At 41.9% G+C, this 15,869-nt stretch carries 16 protein-coding genes; 7 read left to right on the top strand and 9 right to left on the bottom strand.

The window, feature by feature from the left end; translation table 11 throughout:
- Positions 1-22: 22 nt before the first annotated feature.
- Positions 23-934: a DMT family transporter gene (locus tag KTR07_RS13005; RefSeq protein ID WP_217315436.1), complete on the bottom strand. Its 912-nt coding sequence runs from the start codon at positions 932-934 to the stop codon at positions 23-25.
- A gap of 410 nt (positions 935-1,344) precedes the next feature.
- Here KTR07_RS13005 and KTR07_RS13010 point away from each other — a divergent pair, with 410 nt between their 5' ends.
- From KTR07_RS13010 to KTR07_RS13025, 4 genes are read left to right on the top strand one after another with little or no spacing between them, the layout of a single operon-like run.
- Positions 1,345-1,647, top strand: coding sequence for a RyR domain-containing protein (locus tag KTR07_RS13010; protein WP_008764012.1), 303 nt, complete (start codon positions 1,345-1,347; stop codon positions 1,645-1,647).
- Between the two features lie 3 nt (positions 1,648-1,650).
- Entirely contained in the window at positions 1,651-3,699 is a 2,049-nt protein-coding gene (locus KTR07_RS13015) for a hypothetical protein (protein WP_008764011.1), read from the top strand.
- A 20-nt stretch (positions 3,700-3,719) separates the two neighbouring features.
- A complete protein-coding gene (locus tag KTR07_RS13020) occupies positions 3,720-4,775 on the top strand; it encodes a hypothetical protein (RefSeq protein WP_008764010.1) in 1,056 nt (351 codons plus the stop codon).
- A 6-nt stretch (positions 4,776-4,781) separates the two neighbouring features.
- The gene (locus KTR07_RS13025; RefSeq protein ID WP_008764009.1) at positions 4,782-5,867 is read left to right on the top strand and encodes a carboxypeptidase-like regulatory domain-containing protein; all 1,086 of its coding nucleotides are present in this window, start codon (positions 4,782-4,784) and stop codon (positions 5,865-5,867) included.
- Between the two features lie 5 nt (positions 5,868-5,872).
- Here the strand turns inward: KTR07_RS13025 and KTR07_RS13030 are convergent, their stop codons facing one another.
- The 3 genes from KTR07_RS13030 to KTR07_RS13040 form a co-directional block, all read right to left on the bottom strand.
- Positions 5,873-8,353 carry a tetratricopeptide repeat protein gene (locus tag KTR07_RS13030; protein ID WP_062694540.1) on the bottom strand — a complete coding sequence of 827 codons (2,481 nt, stop codon included), beginning with the start codon at positions 8,351-8,353 and terminating at the stop codon, positions 5,873-5,875.
- A gap of 139 nt (positions 8,354-8,492) precedes the next feature.
- Complete coding sequence (gene pyrH / locus KTR07_RS13035) at positions 8,493-9,203, bottom strand: UMP kinase (RefSeq protein WP_008759596.1); 711 nt, start codon at positions 9,201-9,203, stop codon at positions 8,493-8,495.
- A gap of 73 nt (positions 9,204-9,276) precedes the next feature.
- A complete protein-coding gene (locus tag KTR07_RS13040; protein ID WP_011108187.1) occupies positions 9,277-10,596 on the bottom strand; it encodes an MATE family efflux transporter in 1,320 nt (439 codons plus the stop codon).
- Positions 10,597-10,707: 111 nt separating this feature from the next.
- Here KTR07_RS13040 and KTR07_RS13045 point away from each other — a divergent pair, with 111 nt between their 5' ends.
- On the top strand, positions 10,708-11,391 hold the full coding sequence (locus KTR07_RS13045) for a lipopolysaccharide assembly protein LapB (RefSeq protein ID WP_011108186.1): 684 nt from the start codon (positions 10,708-10,710) through the stop codon (positions 11,389-11,391).
- A gap of 41 nt (positions 11,392-11,432) precedes the next feature.
- Here KTR07_RS13045 and KTR07_RS13050 read toward each other — a convergent pair whose 3' ends face one another.
- From KTR07_RS13050 to KTR07_RS13065, 4 genes are all read right to left on the bottom strand, one after another.
- A complete protein-coding gene (locus KTR07_RS13050; RefSeq protein WP_008764005.1) occupies positions 11,433-13,130 on the bottom strand; it encodes a S41 family peptidase in 1,698 nt (565 codons plus the stop codon).
- A 66-nt stretch (positions 13,131-13,196) separates the two neighbouring features.
- A complete protein-coding gene (locus KTR07_RS13055; protein ID WP_008764004.1) occupies positions 13,197-13,961 on the bottom strand; it encodes a biotin--[acetyl-CoA-carboxylase] ligase in 765 nt (254 codons plus the stop codon).
- Positions 13,945-14,301, bottom strand: coding sequence for an MmcQ/YjbR family DNA-binding protein (locus KTR07_RS13060; RefSeq protein ID WP_008764003.1), 357 nt, complete (start codon positions 14,299-14,301; stop codon positions 13,945-13,947). Before KTR07_RS13060 ends, KTR07_RS13055 begins: the two co-directional genes overlap by 17 nt.
- Positions 14,302-14,351: 50 nt before the next feature.
- Positions 14,352-14,717 (bottom strand): YraN family protein, encoded by a 366-nt coding sequence (locus tag KTR07_RS13065; RefSeq protein WP_008764002.1) that lies wholly within the window; start codon positions 14,715-14,717, stop codon positions 14,352-14,354.
- A gap of 67 nt (positions 14,718-14,784) precedes the next feature.
- Here KTR07_RS13065 and KTR07_RS13070 point away from each other — a divergent pair, with 67 nt between their 5' ends.
- Together KTR07_RS13070 and KTR07_RS13075 are read left to right on the top strand one after the other, a co-directional pair.
- Positions 14,785-15,018, top strand: a complete 234-nt coding sequence (locus KTR07_RS13070) for a hypothetical protein (protein ID WP_008759602.1) — start codon at positions 14,785-14,787, stop codon at positions 15,016-15,018.
- Positions 15,019-15,020: 2 nt separating this feature from the next.
- A complete protein-coding gene (locus KTR07_RS13075; RefSeq protein WP_008759603.1) occupies positions 15,021-15,461 on the top strand; it encodes a nucleoside deaminase in 441 nt (146 codons plus the stop codon).
- Between the two features lie 54 nt (positions 15,462-15,515).
- Here KTR07_RS13075 and KTR07_RS13080 read toward each other — a convergent pair whose 3' ends face one another.
- Positions 15,516-15,815, bottom strand: a complete 300-nt coding sequence (locus tag KTR07_RS13080) for a DUF4834 family protein (protein WP_008764000.1) — start codon at positions 15,813-15,815, stop codon at positions 15,516-15,518.
- Positions 15,816-15,869 lie beyond the last annotated feature (54 nt).

The following is a 15,869-nucleotide window of genomic DNA, read 5'->3' on the forward strand; positions in this document are numbered from 1 at the left end:
TTGATTGATTAGCAAAAGTATACTATTTTTTGCTTATCTGCAACAGCACACTCATCTTTTTTATAAGCGACTTGCCGATGATAATCAATGTAACGGCAGTGATAATCATTAAAATACCGACCATTAATCGGGGAGTCAGTTTTTCGTGAAACAGGAGGACCCCGAAAAATAACGCTGTCACAGGCTCCAGAGCACCGAGTATAGCAGTAGGAGTGGAGCCTATAGATTGAATGGCTAATGCGGTGCAAATCAATGACACGGCAGTGGGGAGAATGGCCAAGGCCAGAACATCTGCCCACAATAAGGGAGAGGGTATGATTTGCAATTCCGTGCAGAAATTCAAGCGGACTATGTAAACCGATAATCCGAATAATATAGCATAAAAAGTCAGTTTGGTAGTCGGTAATGTTTTTAATGAAGACCGGTTGACTCCTACGATATAAATGGCATAGGAGAGAGACGACAGTAAAACAAAGATAATTCCTACGGTGGAGAGTGGTTTGTTGCCATCTCCCTGATAGAGCAGGGCAATGCCCGAAAGTGCCAACAGGATCGAAAAAACGGTGATTGCGGAAATCTTCTCTTTGAAAAAGGCGCCCATGATCACAGCTACCATCACCGGATAAACGAACAGAATGGTAGAAGCAATACCGGCATCCATATAGTTGTAACTCATGAATAGAAGCAGAGATGAAAACGAAAACAGCAATCCCATGATTACCAAGGGGAGAATGTCTGCCTTGCGAAGAGTAAAAGACTGCCCTTGCAGCTTCATCAAGACACCCAATACAATTACGGCAAATGCGTAACGGTAGAATAAAACAATATCGACACTCATGCCGGCAGCATAGAGCGGGAGTGTGAAGAGAGGATTCATACCGTAGCTTGCAGCGGCAATGGCTCCATAAATAAAACCTTTGGTCTTGTTATTCATTATTTTAGCCTCTTAAAAATGGCGTGCAAAAGTACGTAGTTTGCCGATGATAAACAATAGTTTAGGGCGTTGATAGTATAATTTAATTTTTCGTATGCGACGGATTACTTGGAGAATAGCATGAGATTACTCTTCTGCTAGCCGTAAACTAACATTGTTTATGCTTGAATTTATTCGTCTGACAGCTGTTTTCTTTTCGTCTGACAGCTGTTAGACGAAAGATTAACAGTTGTCAGACGAAAGTTCAACAACTGTCAGACGAATAGTTTTATGCAATGCGAGACTTAGATTTTAGCACTATAGCCATTAAGAAATAGTATTGAAAGCTGTAAATCTTAGTCTTTTTATTATCTTTGCATCAATGACATGCCTTGCATCTTAATACATTAGATAAATACAGAATATAAAATATGAAAGAAAATAAACTGGATTACATCCCCGAACCGATGGACCTTTCATTGGTTGACCTTCCCGAATCTTTAATCCAATTATCAGAGCGCATCGCTGAAAATGTACATGAAGTGTGGGCAAAAGCCCGTATAGATGAAGGCTGGACATATGGCGAAAAACGCGATGATATCCATAAAAAGCATCCTTGTCTGGTACCTTATGATGAGTTGCCGGAAGAAGAAAAAGAGTACGACCGGAATACGGCTATGAATACGATCAAGATGGTGAAGAAATTAGGTTTCAGAATAGAAAAGGAGGATTAAGTTATGAATGCTCGTTGGTTTGACCGGATTATTTATGGCGGGGCTTGGAAACAGATACGTTTCCTGATTATTATAGTCGTTTCGCTGATTGTTTTATCTTGTTTGGGAGTGCACTGGGGAAGCAAGTATCAGATGACTCCTTCGGAAGAGATGACTGTGCTGGCTACTGACTCTGCGGCGAACCATTCTTTTCAGAAGACCCTGTGGAATGTATACAATAACTTTGTTGATTCGGGCAACCTGATCAGCATAAGTCCGGAAGACCGCCCGTGGGCATTGATTATTAGTTTGCTGGGTTCCGTCGTTTTGGGCGGATTGTTGATCTCCACGCTTTCCAATATCATTGAAAGGCGGGTGGAAAATTGCAGAAACGGGTTGATTCATTATAAACTATCTGATCATTTTGTGATCATCGGTGCAGATGCAATGTTACCCTGTCTGATACGACAGTTATGCCAACGGGAGAAGGATTGCACGTTAGTCATTCAGACTTCCAAAGACGTCAATGAAGTACGGATGGAATTATTTTCCAATCTCACAAAGGATGAGGAGAAGAGAATCGTTTTGGTTCATGCCATGAGAGACTCTAAAGAAGAACTGAAAAAGTTGTATGTGGCGGATGCGAAAGAAGTCTTTATATTGGGAGATAGCGGAGAGCTGGATGATGTGGAATATTATCATGACTCGATGAATGTCGACTGTCTGAATCTGATAGGCGAACTTTGCAAGGAAGAGAATCGGAAACCTCCTTTGAAGTGCAACGTACTCTTTGAATATCAATCTACTTTTGCTGTCTTCCAATTCTCGGATATTGATGATGATATAAAGGAATATATTGATTTCTGTCCGTTTAACTTTTACGAAACATGGGCGCAAAAAGTATTTGTGCGAAATGCGTGTAGTATCCGTGAGATTAATTATCTGCCTCTGGATTATCAGCCTGTCACTTACGAATCAGAGAAATATGTGCATCTGGTAATTGTGGGAATGTCGAGGATGGGAATTGCTCTGGCTGTCGAGGCTGCCCATATAGCCCACTATCCCAACTTTATCCGGGATAAAAAGAAGAAAACGCGCATCACTTTTATCGATAATGAAGCAATGCGTGAGATGAACAGCTTCAAACAAGCGTATGAAAACCTGTTTGATGTATCTTATTCTACCTTTATAGATACAGAAAACGGAATGGTCCGCAGGGATGAACCTGCTGAGGTCTATGCTCATTTGGGAACAGATTTTATAGACATAGAATGGCAGTTTGTACAGGGAACTATCGAGTCGCCGGAAGTCCGTGATTTGATTACAGGCTGGTGTGAAGATGAGGATGCGCTGATGACGGTTGCAGTCTGCCTGAACCTGACTCATCAGTCTATTTCTTCTGCTGTCTATCTCCCGCGTTGTGTCTATGAGAAAGGTGTTCCGGTGCTGGTTCAGCAACGGATAACATCGGCTATCATTGAAAAATTATCCGGTAATCCGTTGAAGGGAAAAGGAGGAACCAATCAGCGTTTCAAGAATCTTCGTCCGTTCGGGATGTTGGATGATTGTTTCGACTTGTGCATGGCAGACGAGATGTATGCCAAGCGTGTAAATGCGGTGTATGAAAAGTGTGAAGGAGATAAAGTCTTGACAGAACTGCCATCTGCGAAAGAAATGGACGAACTATGGCACAATCCGAAGTTCAAAACGGTAAAGAAATGGTCTAATATTTATAATGCGAATGCCATTCCTACCAAATTGCGTTCAATCGGCTACACCAAGGAACATTGGGACAACGGAAAGCAACTTAGCGAAAAGCAGGTGGCGATTTTGGCAGAAGTGGAACACAACCGCTGGAATGTGGAAGAACTGTTACTGGGATATAGACCTGTGACAAAAAAGGAACAGGAAGAGATAGAACAAAAGGCAGCCTTGAAGAATAAAAAGCGGGATGAAGAATATGCTCATTATGACATTCGCCCTTACAACGATTTGCGGAATGGCAGTGAGAAATATGATATTGCTTTGACACGGCATCTGCTTTTGATTGTGAAGCAGGACGGAAAACTATAAAATGGATTAGGATTTGTGATATGGGGAATCATCAAAAGGAAATATTCTTAGTGCTTTCTATCTTTCTGACTGGCTTTCAATGTGTTTGGGCACAAACCACTCAGAAGGGGATCGTCGTGGAAATGAGTAGCAATAACAAGCCCGTAGCCGGTGCTGAAATAAAAGTAGCGGGTGCTTCGCCTACGGACAGCGATCAGGAAGGGCGGTTTATACTGAATTTCACCGCTTCCTTGCCGGGCGATCCGTTGATGATTAATGATATCTATAAGAAAGGTTTCAAAATAGTCAATTACGAGAAAGTAGCCAATTGGAATATATCGTCTGCCTCCGAACTGAAAATTGTATTAGGGCGTACCGAAGTCATCAGTGCGTTGCGCAAGAAATATTATGATATAGGTGAATCCAATAGTGAGAAAGAATATCGGAAAACATTGGCTGAACTGGAAGAACTGAAGAAACAGAACGCATTGTCCGCAGTGGAATATGATCAGAAAGTTGACTCCATGTCTAAAAGTATGATGGAATGGCAGAAACGTCTGGAAATATATGCGCTTAAATTTGCCTGCATCAATCGTGACGAGCTTGATGCTATGGAAAAGCAGGCAATGGAACTGCTCGATCATGGTGATGTGCATGGAGCTATTCGTCTTTATGAAGAGATGAAACTTGATTCTGCCATGACATTGAAGATTGCAGTCAGGCAGGAAGCAAAAGAAGATATGAAACTGCTTCTTCCATCCTTAGTCAATAATTTCCAGTTGCTGAAGCAAGCCGATGATAAAGTGGCGTGTGACTCTGTTGCTCACTTGATTTATGAGATGGCGACGGATATCAAGCTGAAATTAATGTCGGTAGAGTGGTTCTTTCAGCGGAATGACCCGAGTGAAGTTCTGGATCAGTATAGCTTGATAGTAAAGGAGACGCAAAGTATGCAAGAGATTGAGCTGGTGGAGAATAGCCTTCAGCAGTCATTGAAAGAAGTCAAGTTGAAAGGAGAACTGAAGAAAAAGGCACAGTTGGTTTTCGAACGAATCGAAGACCGCAAGAAATGGATCAGTATAAAGGAAAAAATATAGAAACAGATGAAGAAGATCAAGATTTTTATTGCATCATCAGCGGAGTTGAATGAAGACAAACAGATGTTTGACTTGTACTTTTCGGATAAGAATAAGCTTTATCGTGATCGGAATATCGACTTCGACCAGCGTACGTGGATGGACTTCAGCAGTTCGCTGAATGAAGGCCGTCTGCAGGATCGCTATAATGACTATATCCGTGAATGTGATATTGTGATTTTTCTGTTCCACACACGGATGGGGCGCTATACCAAAGAAGAACTGGAAGTGGCCCATGAAATATATCTGAAGACTAAGGCTGCAAAACCTAAAATATTTGTCTATTTCAAGGAGGAAGGGATCGTTGATGAGTCTCTCAAAGATTTTAAATCTTATTGCGAGAAGAATCTCGGACACTTCTGCGACTTGTATACCAATTATGATGATTTGCGTCTCAAGTTCGACAAACAATTGCAGATTTTGGAGAATGAAGGCTTTATCAAGCCCGATCCGGTAGATGTGAAACGGACATTGAGGTTCGTATTATTGTATGTCCTTGTGCCTGTACTGGTGGTGGCACTGGCTTTCTTTGCTTTCTATTATTATTCGCCGGTCACTTCCACGGTGCGTCTTACGGATACTTCCAAATCTTCTTTGCCTTTTTATGGCGCTGATATAACATTGGAGTATGCCGATAAGAGCGAAACCCGTCATGTGGACAGACTTTCTGACGAGGTTGTCTTCAAAGAAATTCATACTAAATATCTGGGTGAGAATGCCCGTCTGAAGATAGAATCGAAAGGATATGTGACGGTAGATACGGTACTGAGCCTGGAAAAGAATGTGACTCTTGGCATCAGTCGGGATTCTTCATTAGCGATGATTTTCGGTACTGTGAAAGATGAGGATAACCGTCCGCTGGCGGATGCTACTGTTCAAGTGCTGGACATGAAGACGGTATCTGACGGAATGGGAAACTTCCAACTGCCCATACCTGCCGAGAAACAAAAAGAGGAGCAACGGGTGACGGTATACAAGGATGGATATCAATTATGGGACTTCACCGGACCGGTATCCGATAAAGTCCCATGGAAGATTATTCTGAGAAAGTAATGCCTTTACTTTCTGTAAATGCTATTATTGTTGGTCCGGTAGTCATTGATAAGGTAGAGCAGAACGGCATCGTTAGGCAGCGTGCCGCTCTTATACTCCAGACCAGTTTTTAATAATTCCTCGGAGCCGGGCTGGGATAATTTGGCCAGAAGGTCTCCTTTGGCAAACCGGACAACAAGAGGGTAGGAGCTGAAAAGCTGATTGAGTTCTTTCAGTTCGTTTGCGATGTTTTCCGCCTCTTGCAGAAATTTCAGAGCCTCCGCATTATTGCTGTTCTGATAGTAGGCGATACTTGTATTGAGAGTCATCAGTAGATAGTTCGTGCCAAGTTGGGCTTTATTATGCGGATACAGTGTCTTGATGATTTCGTATGCTTTCTTTTGCACTTCCAGTGCTTTGGCATATTTTTTAAGTTTGCCGTATCCCAACGACAGGTTATTGTAGGTAGTGGTGATACTGCCCATCATATCCACGTCGTTCGGCTTTTGTTTCAGGTGCTTTTCCCTGTCTTTCTTTACTTTTTCCAGATGTTCCACTCCTAATTCATACAGTCCTCCGCAAACCATTGCGGTGCCTATACTGTTCTCTGTTCTCAAGTCCTGAAATCCCCATACTCCTTGCATGGTGTATAATGCTTCCAGGTCGATGGCGGCTTTCAGAGCTTTGTCATGTTCGGAAAGTTCCAGGAGCATATCGATATACGATGCCTGTGCACTGATAATCTCAAGAACAAATCTTGCCGGATTCAACAGATTCAGTTTTTCGGCATATTGGTATGCTTGTTCCACATGCTTCCTTTCTTCGGGTTTATTTCCGTTTTTGGAGTAATATAGAATGTATTGTTTCTCGATATTGTACAATAATGAGGTCTTTTGTTCTTCACTGTTGATTTTTAATTCGTTGGCTACCTTGTCTTCAAATGCTTTTATGGTCGTGAGGAAGTTTTCCGGTTCTGTTTCTGTGCTTACGCTGATGTAGGCGAAGTTCCATAAAGCATACCAGTAGGCGCGGGACAAGGGACGCATCTTATACAGTTTCTCGGCTTTTGCCAGAATCTCTTTTATACTGCCGGCTGCCAGTTTGTAATCCGCTTTCTCTACTGCCTGATGGAACAGGTATTCTTGTCTTCCTATTTCAGCTTCGAGTATGGCTTCTTCATTATCTCCTGCATTCTTTTTATTTAGCTCGAATAATTTCTCTGACAGTTCGTTGACTTTAGACACATTGCCTTCCTTCTTGTAAATGTCTGTCAGCGAACTGTATATGTTGGCAAGTTGAGAACTTTGAATATTTATGAACAGCTGATTGTCGCTGTCTGCTATCTCTTCACTGATTTCTTTGATCTGGTCTTCATAGATTTCCTTTGCTTCTTTGAATTCGTTCATGGCTTCGTATGTCTTTCCCATTGAATAGAACGTCTGATGGTAGATAGCATAGTAATCGCCCGAAGGCATGGAAATATTTTTGTTGGACAGTATTTCCAGTGCGTTGATGTCATACTCCAAGGCTTTGATATAGTCTTTCTGATGATGACGCGCAAGGGTACTTTTTATGTTCAGTACTTGTACGAGAGATTTCTCGTCAAATGAAAGTTTCTGGCATTTGTCCAGCCATTCCATGGTATCACTGTCTTCTAGTCCTATTTTCTGCAATGCGTATTTAAACACGTATGTAAACCTGTCGGGAAGTGCTTCGGCTACGAACTTGTAGGCATCATTTGCTTTCTTCTCGTTTTCCATTCCTCCGGTCAGGGCGCAGAGGTCGGCATATCGGTACATTATTTCGGCCAGTTTGTCGATGTCTTCCTCTGCTTTTGTTTTCTGTAACAGCTTCTCTCTGGCCTGAGTGATAATTCCGGATTTATTGTATAGCTCGATGGCTTCAGACAGTTTCCCGGCATTGACCAGTTCCAATACTTGCTTCTCGATGGCGTTGATGTCATCCGGATTTATTCTCGCAAACTTCTCAGCGTACTGATCGATCTGATTCATAAATGATCTGGATTCTTCCGCCATCGCTTTCAGACGGTCGCTACGCTCTTGCAGACTGATTTTCTGTGCTATATATAGCTGGTTGATTTCTTCAATGGCTTTTTCTTGTTTCTTCGAAAAGTGGGCAACGGAGATGGAATAATACTTGCTCTTGCTTTCTTCTATAGTGCCCTCGGGAGCCATCACAATACTCAACGGACGTTTTTCGGATAGAATCCATCCATTGATCATGTCTTTATTTACCAGTTCATATCCTTTCTTATATACATTCGGAGAAGCGATAGCCATTCCCGGTTTTTGTTTGCTGAAGTTGAACTGGAAATTCCCGTTGGCATCCGTATCGGTGGCAGGGGCATCGGTAGCTGTCAGTTGTACTCCCGGTAGTGGGGACTTATTTGAATTAAAAATCTGTACTGTACCTTTTTGAGACATTTGTGCGTAAGCACTTCCGGATAGTAATAAGAATATCCAGAAACAAGCGTTTTTGGTTTTCATAGCTTTTATTTCTTAATGATGTATATGCAAGTCAACAAAAGGAATGTGGAGGGAGAAAGTAATCGGGACTGACTAAAAAGTCTGAAAGCTGATTATATCCTTTTTAGTCGGCCCCGGGTATATTGGCAGGGAGTCAGGATCAGTTGTGTACTACTGTTCCTATTTCTTCTCCGCTGATTACTTTTTTGAGGTTTCCTACCGTGTCCATGTCAAAAACAACAATCGGCAGGTTGTTTTCCTTGCACATACAGGTAGCTGTGAGGTCCATCACTTTCAGACCGCGTTTCAGTACTTCATCGTATGTGATGTCACTGAATTTTGTAGCTGTAGGGTCTTTCTCCGGGTCGGCTGTGTAGATGCCGTCTACGCGGGTACCTTTCAGCATTACGTCTGCTTCGATTTCGATGCCGCGCAGTGAAGAGCCAGTGTCTGTGGTAAAGAAAGGATTTCCCGTACCGCCGGACATGATAACGATTTCACCGTTTTCCATGCATTCAATCGCTTTCCATTTGCTGTAGAATTCACCGATCGGCTCCATGCGGACTGCTGTAAGTACACGGGCCTTTACTCCGGCTGCTACTAATGCGGAACTTAATGCAAGGCTGTTGATGACAGTTGCCAGCATACCCATCTGATCACCTTTCACACGGTCGAAGCCCTTGTTGGCTCCGCTTAGTCCACGGAAGATATTTCCGCCGCCGATAACGATGCCGATTTGTACTCCCTGTTCATGGATTTCTTTGATTTGTGCGGCATATTCCGCCAGTCTTTTTTCGTCAATGCCGTATTGTTTTTCCCCCATCAGGCTTTCTCCGCTGAGCTTCAGCAGAATTCTTTTATACTTTGCCATATCTTTTTACATTTAGTTTAGCGCAAATATAGAGATAATTTGTTGGATAGACCTCATAGTTGCGCGATAACTTTTATATCGCTTTCTTCACTATTTCTCTTCCGATGAAGGTCTGCACGATTCCCCTCAATGAAAGGTAAGTGATGAAAGCCAGCCATAAAGCGTGATTTCCCAAGAGATTGTGGAAGGCATAGTAGATCATAAAAAAGCTGACGGAAGCAACCAACATCGAATAAAGCATCTGGCGGGTGGCGGTGGCGCCGATAAACACACCATCCCATAAGAAAGCGGAGAAACCTGTCAATGGGATGGCGAGTGCCCAATAAAAGTAAGTGTCTGAGGAGCTTATTACCGAAACATCATTTGTCAGTAACCCGAGAAATTCTTTTCCGCCTATTGCATATAAAAGGGTGAATGCTGCCGAAAGTCCGATGCCCCAATAGAAAAGGTGATTGACCGTATTGCGGAGAGCCGTTTGATTTCTTGCGCCGATATAGCGTCCGGCTAACGCTTCCCCTGCATAGGCGAATCCATCCATAATATAAGAGAAGAGCGTGAACAATTGCATCAGCAGTGTATTTACTGCCAGAACGACTTCTCCCTGTGCAGCTCCTGCAGAGGTGAAGAACATCGTTACGATTACCAGGCAGAGGGTACGGAAAAAGATGTCACGGTTTACCCGGAAGAAACGGTACATTGCCTGCTTCTGTATGATATCTTTCCATACAATACGTTTTCGGAGCGTGCTGTAATAACGCATATACAATAGTATGGCCATAAAGAAACCTGCATACTGTGCGATAAGGGTTCCGGCGGCGACTCCTGCCACTTTCATATCCAAGAGATAGACGAAAGACAAACTGGCGATAATATTGACAATATTCTGCGTGATGGCAATATACATCGGGAAGCGTGAGTTCTGCATTCCGATAAACCAGCCTGCAAATCCATAAAGACCTAGCATTGCCGGAGCTCCCCAAATACAGATATAGAAATAGGTAGTTGCCAGTTGCTTTACTTCTTCTGTAGTCTGTATGAGTGTGAATGCCGCATTAAGGATAGGATATTGAAGGATCAGCAGGCATAGGGCAATAAAGAGTCCGACGCCGACAGAACGTATCAGTAACCGGTTGATTTCGTTTAAGTCATGCTGCCCGTAGGCTTGTGAGGTCATGCCGCTTGTTCCCATACGTAGGAATCCGAAGATCCAGTAGATGATATTGAACAACATTCCTCCTACGGCAATCGCTCCGATATATGCCGGAGAGCCGAGATGTCCAACGATAGTGACATCGATAAGTCCCAGCAATGGCACGGTAATATTCGAAATAATCGATGGTACGGCAATCTGTAATATTCGTCTGTTTTCGGAGGTCGTCTTTTTATTTATCATCTTGTAGAAACACTTTTATCAAATAGATTGTTCTTTTTGCGAACAAAGGTACATATTTTATTATTTTATTGTATCTTTGCGTGTCACGAACTAGAAACAATGTAACTGATTATGAAAACCTTAACTCTCCTTCTTTTTTCTTTGTTTTCGTTGCCGCTGATGCTGAATGCACAGACGGCCGATGAAATGTTGCATAAAGTCACGGTTGCTATTGAGGCCGGACAGCATGGACAGGCGGTTAGCTATTTCCGTCAGGCTATCAGTCTGAATATAGACCGCTCGGAAATGTTCTACTGGACGAGTATAGACAAGAGTAGTGAGATCAGCTCGAAACTTTCTAATGAGTTGGCTCTTGCCTATAAGAAGAATCGGAATTATGACAAAGCCTTTTTGTTTTATAAAGAACTGTCGCAGAAGGACCCTGATAATGTAGATTATCTGGAGGCTGTTGCCGAAATGCAGGTATGTCGTGGACAGGAGAAGGATGCGTTGCGTATGTACGAGAATATATTGAAGTTGGATGCGGATAATCTGGCGGCCAATATCTTTCTCGGTAATTATTATTATTTGATGGCGGAGCAGGAGAAGAAAAAACTGGAAAGTGACTACAAAAAGCTTTCTTCACCGACAAAAATGCAATATGCACGTTATCGGGACGGGTTGTCGAAATTGTTTGCTACCGGATATGAGAAAGCACGAAGCTCTTTACAGAAAGTAGTGCTACGGTTCCCATCGACGGAGGCTCAGAAGACGTTAGATAAGATTTTGAGGATAGAGAAAGAGGTGAATCGCTGAGCGGTTCACCTCTTTCTATTTAATAACGGGATATAATAATCTTATTTTATCATTCCTATACGGTTCAATCTTGGTGTAGCTATCACTAGCATTTGTTCTTTAGCTTGGTTAACTGCCCTTGTGGGAGTAGTAACTTTACTTCCTGAAATCAGACTGATTGCTTTGGCATATAAAGGATCGCTTTCAGTTCCAAAGTCTCCATATCCTTCAAAATATTCTCCGTTAGGCTGGTTCTCATTTATCTCGTAATCGGGTGTAAAACCGTTTTCGAAGTCTCCAAAACCTTTGGCATTGTATGCTTGGAAAGTGATAGGGAAAAGCAAATATTTGTCTGTTCCTGCAGTAAGTTCTACTCCTTCCATTCCTACATTTTTCCCATGTGTGGTGGTGCCAATAAGGATAACTTCGATATCAATACCTCTCAGTGCATTGATTACTAATTCACTTGCAGATGCAGAGTCGTCAGTAACAAGACAGTAGATTTTTTGTAGCTTTAGACCACCGGCAGAGAGGGAAGTACTCAAATTATCATATTGAGAATATGCGAATTTCTGAATAGGCCGTTGGTTGCCAAGGGCTTTCATACGTTCATCATTATATCTATATGAAGCGAAAGTTTTATCAACACAGAAATCTCCGGCAATGCAACTAGACATAAGATTAGCTGATGTTACATCTCCTCCGCCATTGTAGCGAAGATCTAAAATTAGCTCTGTAATATTCTGACTTTTAAACTCTTTGAATACATCGAATAGTTCTTGGTCGAAGCCGGATTCAAAAGCTGAATACACCAGATAGCCGATCTTTTCTTTTACTTGGTGGTGAATTATCGGGTTCGCATAAATAGGTCCGGAATTTATTGTATATACTTTTCCATCTTTGTCTTTTACTTTTATAGAGGTTGGAGAGGATGGTTTAATTAATTTAGAGTAACAAGCTTGCACGTTAGCCGTTGTTATTCTCTGATTGTCTATTTCGGTTATTTCCATTCCTCGTTTTAGTCCTTCTTTATCGGCAGATGATCCTTTATGCACTCCTTGTATAACAAGACCATAATTTGAAGTATTACGGTTTCCAACGGCTATAAAGTTTACGAATCCATAATTATACTCTAGTGTTTTTTTCTCTTTTGCACTGCGGGAAGTTTGTAAATCCGGATCTAGCTTCTGGATAAATGAAAACAATGAATAAGTGCCATTACTATTTCGTTTTTTGTCTAATGTATTAGTTGTCATACTTAATAATGTGTTTCTCAAAAACTCATCATAAGCTTGTCTGAAATTGGGCGTTAATAACTTATAATCATCATTCCACAAGTATTTCTCTCTCAAATATTGATCCACACTATAGTTAATCTCGTAACCTTGCACATCATCATCGCTCAACTGGATTTTGATATTGCTGGCAGATGAATATCCATTTACTTTAATCGTAATGGTGCCCTGTTCCTGGGAAGACTTGTGTACTGTAACTTTTATGGTATTTTCCCCTGAATTACCTGCTGTATTGTCCAATGACAATAATGCAGTGGAACTGTTTTGAGCAGTCCAGCTAGACAAGGTCGTGAAAGTAAAAGTGAGGGTTTGCTCTGCTGAGGCAAAATATGTTTGGTTAGTAGACCAGCTTTGTTCTGTAATTCCACTACCTCGCAGTAGAGTGTCATCATCTTTACATGATATGTTGAGGAATAATAAAATGGTCAGAAGACCAACTAACTTGACATACTGTATTTTCTTCATAAAATTAAAGGTGTTTTTTTATATAGCAAACTCAAAGGTAATGTTTTATTGTTTAGAATGTATGTGTTATATCAATAAATATTCTACCTCTTTAAACATATATCCTCTTTTTTTCTGCGCATCATCTTCCAGAATCAGCTTCCCTTCAGGCTCTACGCAAATAATTCTCGCAAAGAACTCTCCATCAGCATCTTTATACCGATGCATCCCTTCTTTTCTGAAAAGAGCTTTTTCATATCGGTGGGCTATGAGTTCAGTGTCACCGTTCCGGAGCAATTCATAATCGGATTGAATGCGGAGCATGATATTCTTGAGAATTTCGAAAATGTCATACTGCTTTCCTGTGATTTGCCGGAGCGATACCGGATTTGGAGCAGTACTATGAAATACTTCCTGATTCACATTGATCCCGATTCCGGAAATACTCTGACTGATATTGCGTCCCATCAAATCATTTTCGATCAGCATCCCACATATTTTTTTGTCTTTCCAGTAGATATCATTCGGCCATTTGATGGAAAAATCGTCAGCATAGCTATCTAGTTCCTCTTTAATAGCCAAAGACACAATCTGAGAAATCAAGAACTGCCGGCGTGCTTCCAAGAAATCCGGGAAAAGAACAAAACTGAAAAGAAGATTCTTTTTGGGTTCAGATTCCCACGAATTGCCACGTTGCCCACGTCCGGATGTCTGGAAGTCGGCAACTACAGTCGTAAATGCTGCTACTCCCTGTTGCTTGGCACAAAGAGTCTGCAGATAACTGTTTGTAGAGTTTGTCTCACTGATGTGAATCAATGGGACAGGAAATGACATATCAGGGGAGGGCATCATATTCAGCACGCAGTTTCTTAGTGAATTTCTTGATAACTTCCTCGTAAGAATGATCGACGAGTTCCTTTATTAATTTATCGTCTACATCTCTATCGAAGTAAACGCCATTCCAATATTTTTTGTTGAAATGGTAGGCTCCTTCAATGCCTGCATAATGTTCGCGCAGTTCAATGGCACGTTCCGGATCGCATTTCAGTGAGATGGAGTTGGCTCCTTCCAAGTCGATGAGGGCAAACATTTTGTCCAGCACCTTCATAACCAGCGATACATCATCAAACGGGAATGATTCGGTAACCCCTTTTTTACTTAAGCAGTATTCCCTGATCGTTTCTACATTCATAAGTCTTTCGATTTTATGTTTTTGCTCTTAGTTAAAATACTTGTTTCCTATTAAAATAAAGGAGGATAAAAAGCTTCCTTTATATGGTCTATTCTGAAATTTCCGTTCTCGCCAATGACAGTGATGATATCGAAACGTACCGGAACGTCAATCTGAAATAGTTTCATATATGCGTCGGCAGCACGTACTGTCCGTTTAATCTTTGGTAAATCGACGGCTTCTTCCGGTTGGGCAAACAAAGTGTTACTGCGTGTTTTCACTTCTACTATCACCAATTCGTTCTCTTTGGCGGCTACGATGTCCAGTTCGAAGTGACCTTTTCTCCAGTTCCGGTGGCGGATAAGATAACCATGCTCTTCGAGATAGGCTACTGCGGCATTTTCTCCTGCTTTCCCTAATTCATTGTGTTCAGCCATCTTTTTTTGCAAATTTACAGCTTTTATTCTTTGTTTTTACAGAAGTAAAAGTAATTTTGCAGAAGATATGAGAAAAAGGAGCAAAAAGTGCCTGAAAATGCACGCTGAGTATACCAAACGGGAACGGCGGATGAGCATTTTGTTGAGCGAAGACGAGCAGTTGATTGTCGATCGTTATCTGGAAAAATACAAGATAACGAATAAGTCACGCTGGCTTCGCGAAACCATTCTCATGTTTATCCATAAAAATATGGAAGAAGATTATCCTACCCTCTTCGGAGAACATGACATGAGACGCTGATGATGACGCTGGACGATACTTACTTCATGAAACAGGCATTGATAGAAGCCGGCAAGGCTGCAGAGCGGGGCGAAGTCCCTGTGGGAGCAGTGGTTGTCTGCAAAGAACGGATCATAGCCCGTGCCCATAACCTGACAGAGACATTGAATGATGTGACAGCCCATGCCGAAATGCAGGCTATCACTGCTGCTGCCAACGTACTTGGCGGAAAGTACCTGAACGAATGTACGTTGTATGTTACAGTAGAACCCTGTGTGATGTGTGCCGGTGCCATTGCTTGGGCTCAGACCGGCAAACTGGTTTTTGGTGCGGAAGATGATAAGCGTGGGTATCAGCGATATGCGGCTCAGGCGCTGCATCCTAAAACGGTCGTTGTAAAAGGAATCCTTGCAGATGAATGTGCCACATTGATGAAGGACTTTTTCGCTTCTAAGAGAAGATGAAACAGTGATTAGTAAGTTGCTGACTACACGTTACTAACCACTTTCTATATTATATTATTTTACTTCCTCGAAATCCACATATTCACCGTCATCCTGAGTGAATATTTTCTTATGTTTGGTTCTTGGACTGTTTTCAGCAAAGATTTCCCCTTCGTTATCGGCACGGCTGTCCGTGTTCTGGTTATAGCTGGGACGACCTTGCTGCTGGCCATTTTGTCCACTCCTTGCCTGCTTCGTCCGGGAAGACGAACCACGGCCAAGCCCGAAAATGGCTCTTAATACAAATCCGACAATCGAAAGGCCAAATATGACAATGGCAGCTAGAAAAAGAAGTAAGAATAAAAGTATATGCATTGGGCTATGATTTTATGTTGTAACTTCGATAAAACTCATAGTACAACAAACGTG

The sequence above is a fragment of the Bacteroides sp. MSK.20.82 genome (assembly GCF_019052485.1).
GTDB lineage: Bacteria > Bacteroidota > Bacteroidia > Bacteroidales > Bacteroidaceae > Bacteroides > Bacteroides thetaiotaomicron.